Raw genomic sequence first — 17,961 nt, forward strand, 5'->3', positions numbered from 1 at the left:
CCGGGTACTAAAATTACTTTAACTTATAGAAAAAATTGAATTCTAAACAGTGGTATTTAAAATATGACGAAGGTAAATCAAAAGGGAAATGGAAGAAAGCCAAATGGTAAAAGTGAAGAATATGCTTAAAAGGTTCAGAATTATTGATTTACTATTTATATATATAGTAGCTTATGTTTTAGTAGATCAGCCTTCGGATTTGAAAAAGATAGTCTTCTTTCTTGCTGGCATTACCATATTTATACTAGAGAAAGTTATGCTGTCTGCAAAAAATTCAATCAATATTTAAAAGATGTCAGAGAAGGATTTATATCTGATGTACTGATAGGAGTGTTGTTTTTTTGTATATCTTTAATGTTCTTAATATAGCTACTTTACTTGTTTTATTAATAATTTGTATTTTGAAATTCAAGGAAGATATTGACGTGCTTTTGCGTAAGTAAATAGTTTTCTCTTGAATTTATTATTGGCGTATGGATTAACACGAATGGAAACAGAGCAAATTGAAACATTAATAGATTATATGAATTGGCATTATAAAAGCTTGAAGAAAAAGTTGAAAATATTGATGAAAGATTAAAAAGCACAGTCTTATCTTTTTAAATAAGACCGTGCTTTTTTTAGTTTCCCCGCTCAAATATAAGAGAAAATGTATCGTTTAATTCACTATCATTTATTTTAATATTTGCCTTTTTTAATTCGTCTTGTAATAGTTTTTGACTGAATGTAGGGTCAGCGATACGTTCTTCTTCTAAGTTTTTACGAATGGAGTCTTTCACTTCATCGTAAGGCTTTAAATCCTTTTTATCAGTTAATTTAATAATGTGATAGCCGTTCGTTGATTTGACGGGATTGCTAATTTCGCCAACTTTTAGTTTGTAGGCAGCTGTTTCAAATTCAGGCGCCATTGTACCTGAATTAAAGTATCCGAGGTCTCCGCCTTTTTCTTTTGATAGTAGATCTTGTGATTCTTGTTTTGCTAATTCTTCAAATGAAGCACCAGCGTCTAGTTTTTTCTTTATTTCTTTCGCTGCATTTTCATCGCTTACTAAAATGTGACTCGCTTTAATTTCTGGTTTATAGTGGTCTTTCACGTCTTTTTCTGTAACGCTTTTCTTAACCGCTTCATGCAGAGCGAGTTTGAACTTCATTTGATTTTTGAAATCAGCCTCATCTTTTAAACGATTGTTTTCTAAAAATCCTTTGAATTGGTCTCCAAATTGATTTTTTACTTTTTGGACCTCGTTATCTACATCATCGTCAGATACTTTATATTTTTTCGTAATAACGTCGTATGCCATCATTTCGTATAGCATGTCTTTTCCGTAACGATCTTTCAATTGTTTTTCGAAGTCGCTCTTCGTAATGGTTGAGTCTGTTGCTGTAGCGACTGTAGCTGAGCCATTCTTTTGTCCGCAAGCAGAAAGCATTAATATACTTATTAGTGCAGTAATAATGAAAATATGTTTCCCTCTCATGCTAACACCTCATCCGAATATGTTATCGCTATTGTAGAATATAGAAGTGAACATGAAGTGAATTTTTAATGTTTTTTCCTGTGAAATGTAAAAAAAAGTACATCAACAATTATGTTGATGTACGATGGGATCAAAGGTGATCAGTCTTCTTGGAATATGCGCGCTTGCCCTGCTGAATATTTTTTTGCTCTTGCTCATTTTTTTGCGTGCGTTTTGCATTATTATCGCGAGCTTTTTTGTCGTTATCACTCGTATGTGGCATATGTATCAACTCCATTTCTAAACGTTGTACGTTTATCATTTCCTTTTTCGTAAAGACTATGTATAGCGGTGCATTTATGAAGGGTAAAGGTGGATTAGAGATGGATTTGAAGTTGAATTATACCGAACTTATTAAGAAATTAATCGTTGTAATTATCGCAGGCTTATTAAATGCGATTGGAATGAATTTGTTTTTAACACCAGCGAAAGTGTACGCGAGTGGCTTTGCTGGATTGTCTCAATTACTATCACAAATATTAGGTGATTTTTTATCTATTCATATATCTACAGGGGTGTTGTTTAGTTTATTTAATATTCCTGTCGTTATTTTAGCGTGGAAAAAGGTTGGGAAGGCTTTTACGTTTTTTAGTTTTCTATGCGTTATATTTATGACCTTGTTTTTAGAAATTATCCCAGTTCGGGCGGTTTCGAACGACATTATACTAAATGCAATTTTTGGCGGAATTATTTCAGCGATTGGGGTAGGGGTTGCGTTAAAATGGGGTGCTTCTACAGGTGGTTTAGATATCATTGCGATGATTTTATCTAAGATAAAAGATAAACCTGTCGGTACATACTTTTTCTTTTTTAATGCAATTATTATTATCGCTGCGGGTTATGTATATGGGTGGGAGAAAGCGTTATATACGTTAGTAACTTTATATGTATCAACGAGAATTATTGATGCCATCCATACTCGCCATGTGAAAATCACAGCGTTAATCGTTACGAAAAATGGTGCAGACGTACGAAAGGCGATTCACTCACGGTTAGTGAGAGGGATTACAACTATACCTGCAACAGGTGCTTACACAAATGAAAATAAGGAAATGTTAATGATGGTTATTACTCGTTACGAGTTGTACGAATTAGAAAGGGTTATTAAACAAGTAGACCCAGGTGCGTTCACAAATATACTGCAAACGGTCGGAGTATTCGGATTGTTTCGAAAAGATTAAAGAGGACCAAAGCTGGTCCTCTTTTTTAATGCAAATTCGTAATGTTTTGCAACTGCTCCTGCATCTCGCGTAGCTGAACTTTCTCAGCAGTTGAAGAGTTTGCGTAAGCGGATTGCAAAGCGTTTTTTGCTGTATATACGAGATCTTGTTGTTCAGCGCCGCTTGAACAAGATACGGCATTTGCAACAGCATCTCTAGCTTGTTGGAATAGTAAGTTCCCCATTTAAACCCCTCCAAAAGAAGAGTTACTTCTCGCTTTTTCTGCCTCAGCTAATGTACCTCTGTACGGGAATCTTGCATCATGCTTCATAACAGCATCGGCTCCTTGTTGGATAAAACGTTTTGATTTGTTCTTTTTACCCATTCGAAAAACCCCCTTTATTTAGCTGAAAACAATCGACGCGTTAACTCGGCGTCTAATTATAGTATGAGCGTTTGGCGAGAAACTATAAGCAGGGAATTTTTAGATTACAATCCAAGAACCTCTTCTAAATATAGAGCGATGCCATCTTCTTCATTTGTTAATGTCGTATGATTGGCGAGTGATTTTAATTCAGGTATTGCATTACCCATTGCGATACCGTGACCAGCAAATTCAATCATTTCAAAATCATTATCTTCATCACCGAAAGCGATAATGCGCTCTTTTGGAATGTTGTAATGACTAGAAATTTTTTGCAATCCGACCGCTTTATTTAATCCACTTTTTACAATTTCAATAATTGGCCAAGGTGCGCCCCATTTTCTATGATCGATCACTTCAGCGTGCATATCAGTTAAATGTTGACGAATTGCAACGGAATGATCATCGTGTGCGTCAATTAATAAACAAGTCGGATGGTCGTTTAAAATATTTAATAAATCTCCTGTGAAAATCTTTGGAGAACCAAATTCGAAAATGTGTTTTTTATCTTCATCAATTTCACGAACGTACACATCATCCATCACTTCAGCGTATATATTTTTTACGCCGAAATCAAAGCAAGCTCGGACAATTTCTTGGGCTGTTGCTAGCTCAAGTGGAGAGTGATGTGTGCCCCAATTTGAATCAAGAGGGTGATGCACGTAAGCACCATTAAAGTTTACAATCGGTGTATTAAGATTAAGTTCTTTATAATAATCAAAACTAGCACGGAATGGACGTCCTGTTGAAATGACGACGATATGCCCTTGTTCCTTTGCTTTTGTAATTGTCTGTTTCGTTCGAGTGGAAATTATTTTGTTGTCTGTTAATAAAGTGCCGTCTAAGTCTAATGCGATTAAATGTTGTTTACTCATAATTTCACCTCTTATAATAATTTTTTGTATCTATCTGTATTTCCGTTTTTAATATGCAGAAATAAGAGGTTAGACTGGGTGAGACCACCATAGATGGAAAGTTCACTATATATCCATCTTACGTCGCAAAGTACTGTGGTGTCTACTATTTCTCGTTGGAAATCAAGAAAAGTCAATATCTTTTTAGAAAGTTCAAACAATGTTTCTTTCATTATGTACAAATTGTGAAAAGGGTTACATTGCCCGTATGAGGAGGCTTATAATAAACATGTAATCTTCTCGTATATGTTTGACTCTCCTTTGAAGCTAGCCTACAGGTAGGTTGGTTTCTTTTTTTTCTACAAGTAAGGAAGTAATCCCTGCTTAAGCTTGTGTAATTATATATATTGTAAATCGGTGAACTGTAGTACTTGTTTCCTAAACATGACAGAAAAGCTTTCTTTTAAAATGGATATACTAATGAGGCAAGACGTCATGGAAGGAGAATGAAGATGGGACAAAATCGCAGGTTTCGTTCTGGACAAAAAGCGCCAAATGATGGCGTTTACGTAGAAATTGGTGAAACGGGAAGTATGGTAAAAAATCCGCAAATGGTACAATTAACTGCCGGTGAAAAGTTTCCAGATAACACGAATCATAACCGTCAGTGGACATATAAAAGAAAACCGTAACAGAAGCCGCAATCTTTATTGCGGCTTTTTTTTGTTACATAATATAATTTCATTTACTGTACTTTTTTTAGTAGCATAATGAATGCTCCCTTTTTCTTTTTCCAATAATAAGTTTGAAAATACATAGGCAAATTTATTGTATAAAAAAGTAAGTTGGCGTATAATCAAATCAAAGGTCAAAGAAAGTCAAACTTTTGGAGGGCTGTAAAGATGGACTTAAATCAAATGACAACGAAAACACAAGAGGCGATTATGAGTGCCCAATCTTTAGCGGTATCTCATCATCACCAAGAGGTGGATACTGTTCATCTATTACTTGCATTATTAGAGGAGCAAGATGGATTAGCAGTACGTATATTTCAAAAAATGAATGTTGATATAGAAGCATTGAAGCAAGATGTAGAAAATGTAATTAAAAAGAAACCTTCTGTAACGGGAAGCGGAGCAGAAGCTGGGAAATTGTATGTAACAAGCAATCTGCAGCAACTGCTTGTAAGAGCAGGGAAAGAAGCAGAAAAACTGCAGGATGATTACATTTCAGTAGAACATGTATTGCTTGCTTTTTCTGAAGAAAAAGGCGATATCAATCATTTATTTACAAGATTGCATATTACGAAAGATAACTTATTACAGTCTTTAATGACAGTTCGGGGGAATCAAAGAGTGACTAGTCAAAATCCAGAAGCAACTTATGAAGCATTAGAAAAATATGGCCGTGATTTAGTGGCGGAAGTGAGAGCAGGGAAAATTGATCCTGTTATCGGACGAGATAGTGAAATTCGCCGCGTTATTCGCATTCTTTCACGTAAAACGAAAAACAACCCTGTTTTAATTGGTGAGCCAGGTGTTGGTAAAACAGCAATTGTTGAAGGATTAGCACAGCGTATCGTGAAAAAAGATGTACCAGAAGGGTTAAAAGATAGAACAATCTTTGCATTAGATATGAGTGCACTTGTAGCCGGAGCAAAATTCCGTGGTGAATTTGAAGAGCGCCTGCAAGCTGTATTAAATGAAATTAAAAAGAGTGAAGGCCGTATTTTATTATTCATTGATGAACTTCATACAATCGTCGGCGCTGGTAAAACAGAAGGTGCGATGGACGCAGGAAATATGTTAAAACCGATGCTTGCTCGTGGTGAACTGCATTGTATCGGGGCAACGACATTAGATGAATATCGTAAATATATTGAGAAAGACCCAGCGTTAGAAAGACGTTTCCAACAAGTATTAGCAGAGGAACCGACTGTTGAAGATACAATCTCCATTTTACGCGGTTTAAAAGAGCGTTTTGAAATTTATCACGGTGTAAACATTCATGACCGCGCGATTGTAGCAGCATCTGTTTTATCAGATCGATATATTTCAGATCGCTTCTTACCGGATAAAGCAATTGACCTTGTTGACGAAGCATGCGCAACAATTCGTACAGAAATTGATTCTATGCCAACAGAATTAGATGAAGTAACGCGCCGTATTATGCAGCTGGAAATTGAAGAAGCCGCTCTTGGAAAAGAGAAGGACTTTGGTAGCCAAGAACGTCTAAAAACATTGCAACGTGAATTATCGGATTTAAAAGAAGTTGCAAGTAGCATGAGAGCGAAATGGGAGAAAGAAAAAGAAGATATTCACAAAGTTCGTGACTTACGTGAACATTTAGAGCGTCTGCGCCGTGAATTAGAAGAAGCAGAAGGTAATTACGATTTAAATAAAGCAGCTGAACTTCGTCACGGAAAAATTCCTGCAATTGAAAAAGAATTAAAAGAAGCGGAAGAAATGAGCGCACATAATAAACAAGAAAATCGTTTATTACGCGAGGAAGTCAGTGAAGAAGAAATTGCTGATATCGTTTCACGCTGGACTGGTATTCCTGTCGCAAAACTCGTTGAGGGTGAACGTGAGAAATTACTACGCTTAGAGCAAATTTTATCAGAGCGTGTCATCGGACAAGAGGAAGCGGTAAGTTTAGTATCAGACGCAGTTCTTCGTGCACGCGCTGGTATTAAAGACCCGAACCGTCCAATTGGTTCCTTCATTTTCTTAGGACCGACAGGTGTTGGTAAAACAGAACTTGCAAAAACGTTAGCGCAGTCTTTATTCGATAGTGAAGAGCAAATGATTCGTATCGACATGTCTGAGTATATGGAGAAACACGCTGTGTCACGCTTAATTGGTGCGCCTCCTGGATATGTTGGATATGAAGAGGGCGGTCAATTAACAGAGGCGGTAAGACGTAAACCATATTCCGTTATTTTGTTAGACGAAATCGAAAAAGCACATCCAGAAGTATTCAACATTTTATTACAAATGTTAGATGATGGACGCATTACAGATTCGCAAGGACGTACAGTAGACTTTAAAAACACGGTTATTATTATGACTTCAAATATTGGATCTGCTCATTTGTTAGATGGATTAGAAGCAGATGGCTCCATTAAAGAGGAATCAAGAGAACTTGTAATGGGGCAATTAAGAGGACATTTCCGACCAGAGTTCTTAAACCGTGTCGATGAAATTATTTTATTCAAACCGCTTACAACGAATGAAATTAAAGGTATTGTTGATAAAATTGTAAAAGAATTACAAGGTCGTTTAGCTGACCGTCATATTACAGTGGAATTAACGGATTCTGCAAAAGAATTTGTTGTAGAAGCTGGCTTTGATCCGATGTACGGAGCTCGTCCATTAAAACGATACGTACAGCGTCAAGTGGAAACGAAATTAGCGAGAGAATTAATTGCAGGCACAATTACGGATAATAGTCACGTAGTTGTTGATGTAGAAAATAACGAATTAGTTGTTCATGTGAAATGAAAATAAAAAAGAGTTCGGATAAAATCCGGACTCTTTTTAGTGTTGTTCTACTGGCTCGTTTGGAATTGCAGCTGAAATCGCTAATACTAATACCGCAAGAACAACTGAGAAAATAGACGCTTGGTTAAAATCGTATGTACCGCCAGTCATAGAGCCGATTACGTAGCTCATCATATGTACAAGCGCGAACGACCAAATTAATGCCCAAATGAAACGCATATTTTACACCTCTATTCGTTCAATCTGTCCTTATTGTAACACAATTGAAAAAAGAATATAGAAAAATATTTGTAGATTTTTCAACGCAAATTTGCATTCCGTTCATACATTATAAAAGAGTGGTTTTATACGTTTAGAAAATAAGGCGGGGGAAAAATGAGTATTACGGAACGTTTTTTTTACTTAGAAAAAGAACCATGTGTCATTTATTTACCGGAGAAGCCAAATGGGTTTTCAGTTATGCTCCTCGGTGATTACAACTACTTTATTGAGAATGGTACAAGTTTATGGACACAGCATGCGGGAAGATCTTATTTTTTACATGGCCTTATTGAGGAAGGCTACACGGTCTTTTCTTCTAATTTATATGGAAGACACTGGGGGAATGACCAATCTGTTCGTCTAGCGAAACGTTTATATGATGTTGTTTTGAGAAAAGAGACATTAAATACGAAAATGCACATTATGGCAGATGGTATGGGTGCGCTTGTAGCGCTTGAAATGATGAACAAATACCCTGAAAGTATACGTTCTGTCATTATGTTAAATCCGTGTTTAGATTTGCCAGAATATGTGGAGTTCGAAAAAGAGCATAAGTTTTTTTACAAAAGATTAGTGAAGGAATTAAGTTTGGCGTACGATTCCAAAGAAGAAGAATTAGAATCAAAAATAAATAAGAAATCATTTACGCTTCTTCCGTCTTGTGTACCTGTTAAAATTTTCGTATCAACACAAGAAAAAAGAGGAAGAAAACAGTTGTTACGTAAATACGAGAAAATGAGGCAATTCAATCAATGTGATACTTCTGTCTTATTCCATCTCCAAGATGTGAAATATAAAATGGTTAGACAAACAACGGATTTCTTTAAAAAATATGAAGAAGAATTGTGAGGCTCCCATATACATAAATGAGGAGCTATTTGTTTCAAGGGGAAAGGGTTGGTGGTATGGAACGCGTGCTGATTATAGGTGCACTTACGTTTGTAGGTTATCACCTTGTGAATAAAATGATTGCAGAAGAAGTAGAAGTGTATGGTCTTGATTTTGATGAATATGATAGTATGACAAAAATTAATGAAGAGAAGTTATTGTTAATTGGGCGAAACGCTTTATTTACGTACTATCCAATAAGAGATGAAGATGGATGGAGATCAGTGGAGGAAGAGAATTTCGATGCAGTTTACTTTTGTTTGTGTGAACCAAACCAGCAAAGTGGCTTTCGGAATGAAAGAGTCATATTACAATATTTAAAGCGGATTATAAAAATGTGTGAAGAAAATAAAGTAAAGCTAAATCTAATTTCTTCTATTGAGGTAGGATGCACAGGGGGATCCGAAAATAAACGCCTATTTTCGAAAGTAGAAGAAGGGTTAAAAAAAGGGGAATTACAATATAGTGTATTTCGAGTTCCTACATTATATGGTCCGTGGCAACCATCCTTTATGATGTATCATCAGCTCATTTTATCAGAACTGGATGAGAAAGAGTGCCGTTGTACGAGTGAGGAAAAAGGAAGCGATTTACTTTACATTGAAGATGTATGCGAATACTTATGGGGAAATGGAACGAACGGAGAGCATCTCGGTATATACAATTTACTTAGTGGTAAACGGTCGTTATGGGAAAAAGGGATGAATCTTTTACGTGCAGATGATAAAGTGAATAAAAATAATAAGGAAGAAAGAGATGAAGCGGCCGAGGATATTCCGATAAAAAGAAATACCCCATTAGAATATGGTTTAAATAAACAATTGGCACATATGAAAAAATATAAAGAGTTATACGAAGGATAGTGCACGTGTTACACTATTGTATGGATTATGAATTGAAAGTTTTAAAGGAGAGGAAGAGTATAATATGAACGAAAAAAGCATGCAATTTTTACAAATCGCAATGAAGCATTTACCAGAGGCAAAGGCAATTTTAGATTCGAATGGAATTGAGCTTGATATGGAGAAGGCACAACCAGTGTTAGAGTTATTAATGAAAGTTATGAATGAAGCATATGAGCTTGGGAAAGCAGACAAAGAATAAAACCCTTCTTTTTGAGGGGAGAGAGGCTCGAACTGTGAGTAGAAGCGGTTCGGGTCTTTTTATATTTCGAGCGAAGTAAGGGGAAGAATAGGGGAAGGTATGTTTTCGTTGTTTTTACTGAAAAATAAAGAGAATAAAACGCTAGCTTTCTGTTTTAGCTGAAATATATTCTAGACAAAAGTAAATTTATGTTTTAAAATTAGTACCAAGTCATAATAATTGATATAAAACGGAGGGCTGCGATGTGAACGTGGGCATTTTAGGGATCGGAAGATATGTGCCAGAAAAAGTAGTCACAAATCACGATTTAGAGAAAGTAATGGATACATCCGATGAATGGATTCGTACGAGAACGGGAATTGCAGAAAGACGCATTGCCGATGAGACAATAGATACTTCATATATGGCCGTAGAGGCTTCTAAAAAAGCACTTGAAGATGCAGGGATTAGCGGAGAGGATATCGATCTTATTTTAGTGGCAACAGTAACGCCAGATCGTGCTTTTCCAGCAGTAGCTTGTGTGATTCAAGAGGCAATTGGAGCGAAACACGCAGCGGCAATGGATTTAAGTGCAGCGTGTGCTGGTTTTATGTACGGAATGATTACAGCACAGCAATTTATTCAAACTGGAACTTATAAAAATGTATTAGTAGTTGGTAGTGATAAACTATCTAAAATTGTAGACTGGAATGATCGAAACACAGCAGTACTATTTGGAGACGGAGCTGGCGCTATCGTAATGGGAGCTGTTTCAGAAGGAAGGGGCGTTTTATCTTTCGAATTAGGAGCAGACGGAAGTGGCGGCAAGCATCTTTATCAAGACGAGTATGTTATGATGAATGGCAGAGAAGTCTTTAAATTTGCTGTTCGTCAACTTGGAGATTCTTGTCTTCGTGTGTTAGATAAAGCTGGTCTTACGAAAGAGGATGTGGATTTCTTAGTACCACATCAAGCGAATATTCGTATTATGGAATCTGCGAGAGAGAGATTAAATTTACCACAAGAAAAAATGAGTATGACAATTGAAAAGTTCGGTAATACATCAGCTTCTTCCATTCCAATTGCAATGGTAGAGGAATTGCAAAATGGACGTATTCAAGACGGTGATTTAATTATACTTGTTGGTTTCGGCGGTGGATTAACATGGGGAGCAGTAGCTCTTCGTTGGGGTAAATAAGGATTGAGAGAAAAAAGGAGTGTATTTTGTATGGAAAAAAAGAGGGTCGTAATTACAGGACTAGGAGCTGTTACACCGATCGGAACAGATGTTGAAACAGCTTGGGAAAACATAAAAAAGGGTGTATCTGGAATCGGGCGACTTACAAGAATTGATCCGGAACTATTTCCAGCAAAAGTAGCAGCAGAAATTAACGACTTTGAAGTCGAGAAATATATTGATAAAAAAGAAGCGCGCCGTATGGATCGCTTTACACAATATGCAGTAGCAGCAGCGAAAATGGCAGTTGCGGATGCAAAGCTTGAAATTACAGAAGAAAACGGACCTCGAATTGGTGTATGGATTGGTTCTGGTATTGGTGGTATGGAAACATACGAAGAACAATTTAAGATTTTTACTGAGAAAGGTCCACGCCGCGTGAGTCCATTCTTCGTACCGATGATGATTCCAGACATGGCAGCAGGTCAAGTATCTATTGCGACTGGAGCGAAAGGAATTAACACTTGTTCTGTAACGGCTTGTGCATCTGGTGCAAACTCAATTGGTGATGCATTTAAAGCAATTCAGCGCGGTGATGCGGATGCAATGATTACAGGTGGAGCAGAAGCACCGTTAACAAGTATGGCATTCGCAGGATTTAGTTCAGCGAAAGCATTAACATTTAATGAAGATCCAGCAACTGCTTGCCGCCCATTTGATAAAAATCGTAGCGGTTTCGTAATGGGTGAAGGTTCAGGGATTCTAATTCTTGAAGAATTAGAGCATGCATTAGCACGTGGTGCTCACATTTATGCGGAAATCGCTGGTTATGGCGCAACTGGAGATGCATTCCATATTACAATGCCTGCTCCTGGCGGTGAAGGCGGAGTGCGTGCAATGCGTCAAGCTTTAGCGGATGCAGGTCTAGAGCCAGAAGATATCGATTACATTAATGCACATGGTACAAGTACAGATGCAAATGAAAAATACGAAACGATGGCAATTAAAGAAACTTTCGGTGAGCATGCATATAAAGTAGCCATTAGCTCAACGAAATCTATGACAGGTCACTTACTAGGTGCAGCTGGTGCTGTTGAAGCGATCTTCTCTATTAAATCAATTACGGACGGAGTAATTCCTCCAACAATTAACTATGAAACACCAGATCCAGAATGTGACTTAGATTACGTACCGAATAAAGCGAGACAGCAAGAAGTAAAAGCTGTATTAAGTAACTCACTAGGGTTCGGTGGTCATAACGCAGTATTAGTATTTAAATCGTATAAATAATAGATGAAATAAGGTGTTTTTTCGTAATAAACTACGAAAAAACACCTTATTTATTTTTACGCCTTTTTCTTCTTTTGCATATACATAAGAAAAAGGGGGGATAAAGATGGGGGTTGTTGAAACAGCCGAGTGGTTACATCTATATTATGGACGGCCAGAAAAGCTTTGTGAGAAATTTACGAAGTATATTCCACTACCAAAAGAAAGGTTGTATCGTTTTTTAATTTCTAAAGGTATGTATCGCCCAGTAATGCGAGGAGAACGTGAAATTAAAGAATTAGAGAAAAAAGAAATTTGGAAAGAGTTACGTATGGAGTATGATAAATTGAAAAATTGGTTAAAAGGTCCGGATGTCCCTATCTTTATTTTATTATCAGATTCGTATAATCGAACTGTACAAGAAGAGTATAACGGAAAAGCTGGATTATCTATGCGTCACGTTATTTTCTTATTCGTATGTGGACGGAATTCGGTGGAAGAATTAAAAGTGTTATTGGCACATGAATATCACCACATATGCAGGTTACATCAAATTGAGACGAAAGAAACAGAGTATACGTTACTTGATACGATGATTATGGAAGGGTTAGCTGAGCAAGCAGTAACGGAAAGATATACAGAAAAAAATAATGCACCGTGGACGAAATATCTTTCAAAAGAAGAGGCGATTTATTATTGGCAAAACGTTGTTCAAGAAAGAATAAGTATAAAACGAGGAACGAGGGAGCATGACGTATTATTAAACGGACTTCATTCTTATCCGAAAATGCTTGGTTATGCGCTTGGATTTCACATTGTAAAAGATTGTGTAGCGTTTGAAGGGGAAGATACACTGTCTTTATTACCTATAGATGCGAAAGAAATATTGAGTAAAGCAAATACATTTCGTATTCCATGAAAAACAGGAGGTCTATCTCCTGTTTTTTTAGATATTATAGAAGGAAAAATAATAATTAGAATATATTTCCTTAAGTGGAATAAAGTTAAGCGAAAATGAACATAATGATTGGTACAAACAGTAGTGAAGTGAGGGATAGAGAATGTTATATCTACATGATGTATGGGTAAATTGGTTTGAAGGTGAAGAAAATGGGTATAACGTTTGTCATTTTTACGAATGGCGGAAAGATGATACGATTGAACTATTAGATCAAGTGCCATTATTAAAAGTAGATGCCACATTATATCATTACATCGAGAACGAATTGTTAGAGCTTCCGCAAAAGTTGTTGGAAGACGTACATCATAAGGCTTATATTCGTAAAAATCATGAACGTTTGCAGCAAGAGTATTGCTTTGTTGTTACAGATGGAAAAGGAATTATTGCGATTGATACAATTGGTTACAATGTACCAATTAGAAAAAGTAGACTTATACCTCGCCAAGAGCAGATGGTATATGAGATGGTGGAAAACGTACAAGCAGAAAAGTATGAGTTCCAAGTAGAGGAAACAGAAAAGGAACATCATATTTTATCACCATCGCCTTTCATTATGAATGGCTTAACTCGTAAAGAGAGACAGCTAAAACAATTATTATTTATGGCGTTAGATCAATTACATACAACGAAAAACACAGCGGAAATTCGCTATTGGTACACAGAATGGGATCCGTCAGCATATGGAACGGTCCAACATATGGAATTTGAAGATATTTGGGCAAGACTATATGATGAAGCGAAATCAGGCTGGTCTGAGAAGCACGAACAATTATGCGAGCGCCTTGTAAAAGGACAGCCGTTTTTTGAAAAGTTATGGGAAATGGAAAATGAGCAAAAGGTAAATTAAAAAACCGCCAATTGGCGGTTTTTTAATTTGATGAAATCTAGCTTCAGCGGCAAGAATGTTCGGTGGCTTCGCGCCTTCCTGCGAGGCAAAAAGCGCCTCTACGTCAGGAGCTCCATCCCCCTCACATTCTAAGCGAGCCGCTTCCACTTTATAAGTTACCTACGCTTTCTGCTTAGTCCCATTGCGTTTTCTACTTTGCGTAGTTGTTTGAATGCAACGCGGTTTGCTTTTTCGGCACCTTTGTCTAGAATTTCGTCTAGTTCTGGGGAGCTGATTAGTTCGTTATATTTGTCTTGGATTGGGCGAATTGCTTCTACGACTACTTGTGCTAGGTCGCCTTTGAAGTCGCCGTATCCTTTTCCTTCGTACATTGCTTCTATTTCTTCAACTGTTTTTCCTGAGAATGAAGAGTAAATTGTTAATAGGTTAGAGATTCCAGGTTTATTTTCTTTATCGAATTTCACGATACCTTCTGAATCTGTTACAGCACTTTTAATTTTCTTTTCAATTGTTTTTGGTTCATCAAGCATACTGATCATTGATTTTGGATTCGGATCAGATTTACTCATTTTTTTCGTAGGTTCTGTTAATGACATAACGCGAGCTCCTACTTTTGGAATACGAATTTCAGGAACTATGAACACTTCACGGAAGCGTTTGTTGAAACGCTCTGCTAGATCACGTGTTAATTCCATATGTTGTTTTTGGTCATCACCAACAGGTACGATTTCTGTGTTATAAAGTAAAATATCAGCAGCCATTAATGGTGGATACGTAAGTAATCCAGCTGGAACTGAATCTCTACCTGAAGCTTTATCTTTATATTGTGTCATACGCTCTAATTCTCCAACGTAAGCAACAGATTGCATGATCCATCCTAGTTGAGCGTGTGCAGGTACTTCTGATTGTACAAATAAAGTAGCTTTTTCAGGATCGATGCCGCATGCTACATAAAGTGCAGCAAGACTACGAATGTTTTTGCGAAGTTGTATAGGATCTTGAGGTACTGTAATGGCATGTTGGTTTACAATACAGAAATAGCAATCGTGTTCGTTTTGAAGCTCTGTAAATTGCTTCATAGCCCCTAAATAGTTTCCAAGTGTAATCGTTCCGCTTGGCTGAATACCAGAAAAGATAACTGACATAATTATTTCCTCCTAAATTTGAATGCGTGATAGGGAAGAGAAGGCAAACAAAAAAGCCCATTCATCCCAAAAAACTATAGGGACGAATGGACCGCGGTACCACCCTAATTATTTCACTACTGTGAAATCTCTCTAATCCATAGTAACGTCTGGATATAACGCCAAGGCCTACTACTTTCGGTTCGGTTTGGTGCTCAAAAGCCCATTCCACATTGTACAATTACTTGTTCACACCAGCCACAAGCTCTCTGAAATTGTTTCAATATGTACTCTTCTTTATCATCGCATACATATAAATTTATTTATTGTTAACTGAGCTCTTTTAATATGAAAGAACTAAAGTTTTATAACAAAATGTTTTGCTGATAATTATATCATATGGGATAGTGTTTGCAAACTACATCAAAATAGTAAAGCTAATGAGAGTCGAGAACGCTCCGAGTATGATACCTGTAATACAAATAGGATATGTCCATTTGAATGAATATGTTTTATAAATACGTTCTTTCTTATTCACCGGTTCCTCGGATTCTTCAATTAACGAGTCTATTTTTTTGTTCGTGCCAAATACTCTCTGGAAAGCGTAAAGAGTTACATTGAAAAATCCATTTTGAAATATGAATAAAAAACCACCTATCAGAATAAAAAATAGCGCGATATAAAACGAGATGTTGACAAAGTTCAACAAAAATTGAGATGAAATGAGGAATGCACCAATACTAGAAGCAATCATCGCTATAAAAATTAGTATACAAGTATGAAAAAAAACTTTATTCAAAATATTCCCCTCCGTCAAAATATTACTAGAATTATTATACTATAAAAGCTATAATAAGTACTAGAAATAATTTTTTGAAAATTATACGCAATTAAAGGTCTGATTTTAAGATGATGGTAGCAATGTTAACGTATCCCTTTACGAAAAATTAAAAATATAAACATTTTATTAAAAATTTTAACAAAAAAACAAAAAACTATATTCACAATCGTCGTATTATATGTATAATGAAAATTGTAGAAACTTGGAGATTATTCTTTCAATTCTACTTTTTAACAAGTGAGGGTACAGGAAGTGCAATTAGGGGAGGCAACACAACATGAAGAAAAAGATACCGTTATTACTTGCATCAACTTTAACTGCAAGTATGTTGCTTGGCGCGTGTAGCTACCAAAAAGATGACGCAAAAGCAAAAGGGAAAGAGAACGCTACGAGTAGTAGTAACGGAAAACAGATTCTTAATTTAACAGAGTTATCTGAAATTCCGTCAATGGATGCATCATTAGCATCTGACTCTTCATCTTCTACAGCATTAAATAATACGATGGAAGGTTTATATCGTATTGGCAAAGATCAAAAGAGAATGCCTGGTGTTGCAGAAGATGTCGAAAAGCTAGATGATGGGAAGAAATACATATTTAAATTAAGAAAAGATGCGAAATGGTCAAATGGGGAACCTGTAACAGCTAAAGACTTTGTGTATTCATGGAAAAGAGCCGTAAATCCAGATACAAAAGCAACGTATTCGTACATTATGTTCGATATTAAAAATGCAGAGAAAATTCATAAAAAAGAATTACCTGCTGACCAATTAGGTGTAAAAGCGATTGATGATTATACATTAGAAGTGGAATTAGACAATCCCGTTCCTTACTTTATCGATTTAACAGTTTATCCAGTATTTTACCCGCTAAATGAAAACTTTGTAAAAGCACAAGGTGATAAGTTTGGTTTAGAGGCAAATACAACATTATATAACGGTCCATTCGTTATGAGTGATTGGAAACATGAACAAAGTTTCCAATTCAAGAAGAATCCTTCATATTGGGATAATAAAACGGTTAAAATCGAAGAAATCAACTTTAATATTGTAAAAAATACAGCAACTGATGTAAATTTATATGAGACAAACGCGATTGATCGTGCGGCTTTAACGTCTGAATTTGTTGATAAGTTTAGACAAAGCCCAGAGTTCCAAACAAGAAAAGAAGCAGGGGTTGCTTACTTAAGATTTAATCAAAGTAATCAGTACTTAAGTAATAAAAACTTAAGAAAAGCAATTTCAATGTCCTTTGACCGTGATAACATTGCGAAAGTTATTTTAAATAACGGTGCAATTGGAGCTTACGGATTTGTTGGAAAAGATTTCGCTGAAGGTCCGAATAAAAAAGATTTCCGAGCTGAAAATGGAAAGCTAGTTGAAACAAATCCAAAAGAAGCGAAAAAGCTTTGGGAAACAGCGAAGAAAGAGCTTGGAACTGATAAAATCGAACTAGAATTCTTAAACTTTGATAATGAAGATGCTAAAAAAGTTGGTGAATTCTTAAAAGGTGAGATAGAAAAGAACTTACCAGGTTTATCAATTAAAATTAAACAGCAACCATTCGCACAAAAAAATAAATTAGAAGATTCTCAGCAATATGATATTGCGTTTGGTATTTGGGGACCAGATTTCCCAGATCCAATCTCATATTTAGATATGTTTGTTACGAATGGTTCTCAAAATAAAACAGGGTATTCTAATCAGAAGTATGATGAGTTAATCCTAAAAGCTAAAACAGATACAAAAGATTTACAAGCTCGCTGGAACAACCTTCTAGAAGTAGAGAAGATGTTAATTAAAGAGGATGCAGTTATCACTCCAATCTTCCAAAAAGGTTCAGCGTATGTAGTAAAAGGTGCCGTAAAAGATATTATCCCAATTAACTATGGTGGTAAATTAACTTACAAATGGGCATCTGTTGAACAAAAATAATCTTTTTTTCCATCGTTTACAAGGGTATATGCCTATGATGGGCATATGCTCTTATTTTAAAAAAATAAAAGTAAGAATATTTTAAACTATCTTATTGCTTTTGAGAAAAACGGGGAGGT

Annotated in this window: 19 protein-coding genes and 1 other annotated feature; of the genes, 11 read left to right on the forward strand and 8 right to left on the reverse strand. The window is 36.1% G+C overall.

Translation table 11 applies throughout. From position 1 onward, the window contains the following. Positions 1-620: 620 nt before the first annotated feature. Together prsA and ACS2MN_RS07115 are read right to left on the reverse strand one after the other, a co-directional pair. The gene (prsA, locus tag ACS2MN_RS07110; RefSeq protein ID WP_001214219.1) at positions 621-1,478 is read right to left on the reverse strand and encodes a peptidylprolyl isomerase PrsA; all 858 of its coding nucleotides are present in this window, start codon (positions 1,476-1,478) and stop codon (positions 621-623) included. A 130-nt stretch (positions 1,479-1,608) separates the two neighbouring features. Continuing rightward, positions 1,609-1,740, reverse strand: coding sequence for a DUF3941 domain-containing protein (locus ACS2MN_RS07115; protein WP_001120851.1), 132 nt, complete (start codon positions 1,738-1,740; stop codon positions 1,609-1,611). Positions 1,741-1,840: 100 nt separating this feature from the next. On the opposite strand from ACS2MN_RS07115, the gene ACS2MN_RS07120 reads away from it, so the two are divergent. Further along, the gene (locus ACS2MN_RS07120; protein WP_000364440.1) at positions 1,841-2,698 is read left to right on the forward strand and encodes a YitT family protein; all 858 of its coding nucleotides are present in this window, start codon (positions 1,841-1,843) and stop codon (positions 2,696-2,698) included. A 25-nt stretch (positions 2,699-2,723) separates the two neighbouring features. Here ACS2MN_RS07120 and ACS2MN_RS07125 read toward each other — a convergent pair whose 3' ends face one another. From ACS2MN_RS07125 to ACS2MN_RS07135, 3 genes are all read right to left on the reverse strand, one after another. Then, positions 2,724-2,921 carry a DUF3813 domain-containing protein gene (locus ACS2MN_RS07125; RefSeq protein ID WP_000527396.1) on the reverse strand — a complete coding sequence of 66 codons (198 nt, stop codon included), beginning with the start codon at positions 2,919-2,921 and terminating at the stop codon, positions 2,724-2,726. Beyond that, positions 2,922-3,062 (reverse strand): hypothetical protein, encoded by a 141-nt coding sequence (locus tag ACS2MN_RS07130; protein ID WP_000516816.1) that lies wholly within the window; start codon positions 3,060-3,062, stop codon positions 2,922-2,924. 104 nt (positions 3,063-3,166) lie between these two features. Next, on the reverse strand, positions 3,167-3,976 hold the full coding sequence (locus tag ACS2MN_RS07135) for a Cof-type HAD-IIB family hydrolase (RefSeq protein WP_000043171.1): 810 nt from the start codon (positions 3,974-3,976) through the stop codon (positions 3,167-3,169). A 491-nt stretch (positions 3,977-4,467) separates the two neighbouring features. Here ACS2MN_RS07135 and ACS2MN_RS07140 point away from each other — a divergent pair, with 491 nt between their 5' ends. Further along, positions 4,468-4,647: a YjzC family protein gene (locus ACS2MN_RS07140; RefSeq protein WP_016082481.1), complete on the forward strand. Its 180-nt coding sequence runs from the start codon at positions 4,468-4,470 to the stop codon at positions 4,645-4,647. Positions 4,648-4,857: 210 nt separating this feature from the next. Further along, the gene (gene clpB / locus ACS2MN_RS07145; RefSeq protein WP_000365394.1) at positions 4,858-7,458 is read left to right on the forward strand and encodes an ATP-dependent chaperone ClpB; all 2,601 of its coding nucleotides are present in this window, start codon (positions 4,858-4,860) and stop codon (positions 7,456-7,458) included. Positions 7,459-7,494: 36 nt separating this feature from the next. On the opposite strand, the gene ACS2MN_RS07150 is transcribed toward clpB, so the two are convergent. Further along, positions 7,495-7,677, reverse strand: coding sequence for a YjzD family protein (locus ACS2MN_RS07150; protein WP_001211112.1), 183 nt, complete (start codon positions 7,675-7,677; stop codon positions 7,495-7,497). A 156-nt stretch (positions 7,678-7,833) separates the two neighbouring features. Between ACS2MN_RS07150 and ACS2MN_RS07155 the strand changes: the two genes are divergently transcribed. The 7 genes from ACS2MN_RS07155 to ACS2MN_RS07185 all read left to right on the forward strand — a co-directional run bounded on the left by ACS2MN_RS07155 (position 7,834) and on the right by ACS2MN_RS07185 (position 13,944). Next, a complete protein-coding gene (locus ACS2MN_RS07155; RefSeq protein WP_000028709.1) occupies positions 7,834-8,568 on the forward strand; it encodes a hypothetical protein in 735 nt (244 codons plus the stop codon). 29 nt (positions 8,569-8,597) lie between these two features. Further along, a complete protein-coding gene (locus ACS2MN_RS07160; RefSeq protein WP_000486175.1) occupies positions 8,598-9,470 on the forward strand; it encodes an NAD-dependent epimerase/dehydratase family protein in 873 nt (290 codons plus the stop codon). 64 nt (positions 9,471-9,534) lie between these two features. Beyond that, entirely contained in the window at positions 9,535-9,711 is a 177-nt protein-coding gene (locus ACS2MN_RS07165; protein ID WP_001003338.1) for a ComZ family protein, read from the forward strand. A gap of 244 nt (positions 9,712-9,955) precedes the next feature. Next, the gene (fabH, locus tag ACS2MN_RS07170; RefSeq protein WP_001100553.1) at positions 9,956-10,888 is read left to right on the forward strand and encodes a beta-ketoacyl-ACP synthase III; all 933 of its coding nucleotides are present in this window, start codon (positions 9,956-9,958) and stop codon (positions 10,886-10,888) included. A gap of 30 nt (positions 10,889-10,918) precedes the next feature. Further along, a complete protein-coding gene (fabF, locus tag ACS2MN_RS07175; protein ID WP_000412641.1) occupies positions 10,919-12,157 on the forward strand; it encodes a beta-ketoacyl-ACP synthase II in 1,239 nt (412 codons plus the stop codon). A 106-nt stretch (positions 12,158-12,263) separates the two neighbouring features. Next, positions 12,264-13,055 carry a DUF2268 domain-containing protein gene (locus ACS2MN_RS07180; RefSeq protein WP_000539318.1) on the forward strand — a complete coding sequence of 264 codons (792 nt, stop codon included), beginning with the start codon at positions 12,264-12,266 and terminating at the stop codon, positions 13,053-13,055. A gap of 142 nt (positions 13,056-13,197) precedes the next feature. Continuing rightward, positions 13,198-13,944, forward strand: a complete 747-nt coding sequence (locus tag ACS2MN_RS07185; RefSeq protein WP_000966122.1) for a YjbA family protein — start codon at positions 13,198-13,200, stop codon at positions 13,942-13,944. Between the two features lie 155 nt (positions 13,945-14,099). Here ACS2MN_RS07185 and trpS read toward each other — a convergent pair whose 3' ends face one another. Both trpS and ACS2MN_RS07195 read right to left on the reverse strand, forming a co-directional pair. Further along, positions 14,100-15,089, reverse strand: a complete 990-nt coding sequence (trpS, locus tag ACS2MN_RS07190) for a tryptophan--tRNA ligase (protein ID WP_000110979.1) — start codon at positions 15,087-15,089, stop codon at positions 14,100-14,102. A 75-nt stretch (positions 15,090-15,164) separates the two neighbouring features. Beyond that, positions 15,165-15,381 (reverse strand) — a binding site (T-box leader). Positions 15,382-15,486: 105 nt separating this feature from the next. Further along, the gene (locus ACS2MN_RS07195; protein ID WP_001045000.1) at positions 15,487-15,867 is read right to left on the reverse strand and encodes a DUF3899 domain-containing protein; all 381 of its coding nucleotides are present in this window, start codon (positions 15,865-15,867) and stop codon (positions 15,487-15,489) included. A gap of 319 nt (positions 15,868-16,186) precedes the next feature. On the opposite strand from ACS2MN_RS07195, the gene ACS2MN_RS07200 reads away from it, so the two are divergent. After that, positions 16,187-17,842 carry a peptide ABC transporter substrate-binding protein gene (locus ACS2MN_RS07200; RefSeq protein ID WP_000727209.1) on the forward strand — a complete coding sequence of 552 codons (1,656 nt, stop codon included), beginning with the start codon at positions 16,187-16,189 and terminating at the stop codon, positions 17,840-17,842. Positions 17,843-17,961 lie beyond the last annotated feature (119 nt).

It is taken from the genome of Bacillus cereus group sp. BceL062, from assembly GCF_051780025.1.
Taxonomy (GTDB): Bacteria; Bacillota; Bacilli; order Bacillales; family Bacillaceae_G; genus Bacillus_A; species Bacillus_A toyonensis.

Excerpts from the sequence above, each read along its gene's own strand:
- ACS2MN_RS07115 (WP_001120851.1), bottom strand. The coding sequence starts at position 1,740 with ATGCCACATACGAGTGATAACGACAAAAAAGCTCGCGATAATAATGCA.
- ACS2MN_RS07200 (WP_000727209.1), top strand. The coding sequence starts at position 16,187 with ATGAAGAAAAAGATACCGTTATTACTTGCATCAACTTTAACTGCAAGT.
- clpB (WP_000365394.1), top strand. The coding sequence starts at position 4,858 with ATGGACTTAAATCAAATGACAACGAAAACACAAGAGGCGATTATGAGT.
- trpS (WP_000110979.1), bottom strand. The coding sequence starts at position 15,089 with ATGTCAGTTATCTTTTCTGGTATTCAGCCAAGCGGAACGATTACACTT.
- prsA (WP_001214219.1), bottom strand. The coding sequence starts at position 1,478 with ATGAGAGGGAAACATATTTTCATTATTACTGCACTAATAAGTATATTA.
- ACS2MN_RS07125 (WP_000527396.1), bottom strand. The coding sequence starts at position 2,921 with ATGGGGAACTTACTATTCCAACAAGCTAGAGATGCTGTTGCAAATGCC.
- ACS2MN_RS07120 (WP_000364440.1), top strand. The coding sequence starts at position 1,841 with ATGGATTTGAAGTTGAATTATACCGAACTTATTAAGAAATTAATCGTT.
- fabF (WP_000412641.1), top strand. The coding sequence starts at position 10,919 with ATGGAAAAAAAGAGGGTCGTAATTACAGGACTAGGAGCTGTTACACCG.
- ACS2MN_RS07165 (WP_001003338.1), top strand. The coding sequence starts at position 9,535 with ATGAACGAAAAAAGCATGCAATTTTTACAAATCGCAATGAAGCATTTA.
- ACS2MN_RS07155 (WP_000028709.1), top strand. The coding sequence starts at position 7,834 with ATGAGTATTACGGAACGTTTTTTTTACTTAGAAAAAGAACCATGTGTC.
- ACS2MN_RS07150 (WP_001211112.1), bottom strand. The coding sequence starts at position 7,677 with ATGCGTTTCATTTGGGCATTAATTTGGTCGTTCGCGCTTGTACATATG.
- ACS2MN_RS07135 (WP_000043171.1), bottom strand. The coding sequence starts at position 3,976 with ATGAGTAAACAACATTTAATCGCATTAGACTTAGACGGCACTTTATTA.
- ACS2MN_RS07180 (WP_000539318.1), top strand. The coding sequence starts at position 12,264 with ATGGGGGTTGTTGAAACAGCCGAGTGGTTACATCTATATTATGGACGG.
- ACS2MN_RS07130 (WP_000516816.1), bottom strand. The coding sequence starts at position 3,062 with ATGGGTAAAAAGAACAAATCAAAACGTTTTATCCAACAAGGAGCCGAT.
- ACS2MN_RS07185 (WP_000966122.1), top strand. The coding sequence starts at position 13,198 with ATGTTATATCTACATGATGTATGGGTAAATTGGTTTGAAGGTGAAGAA.
- ACS2MN_RS07140 (WP_016082481.1), top strand. The coding sequence starts at position 4,468 with ATGGGACAAAATCGCAGGTTTCGTTCTGGACAAAAAGCGCCAAATGAT.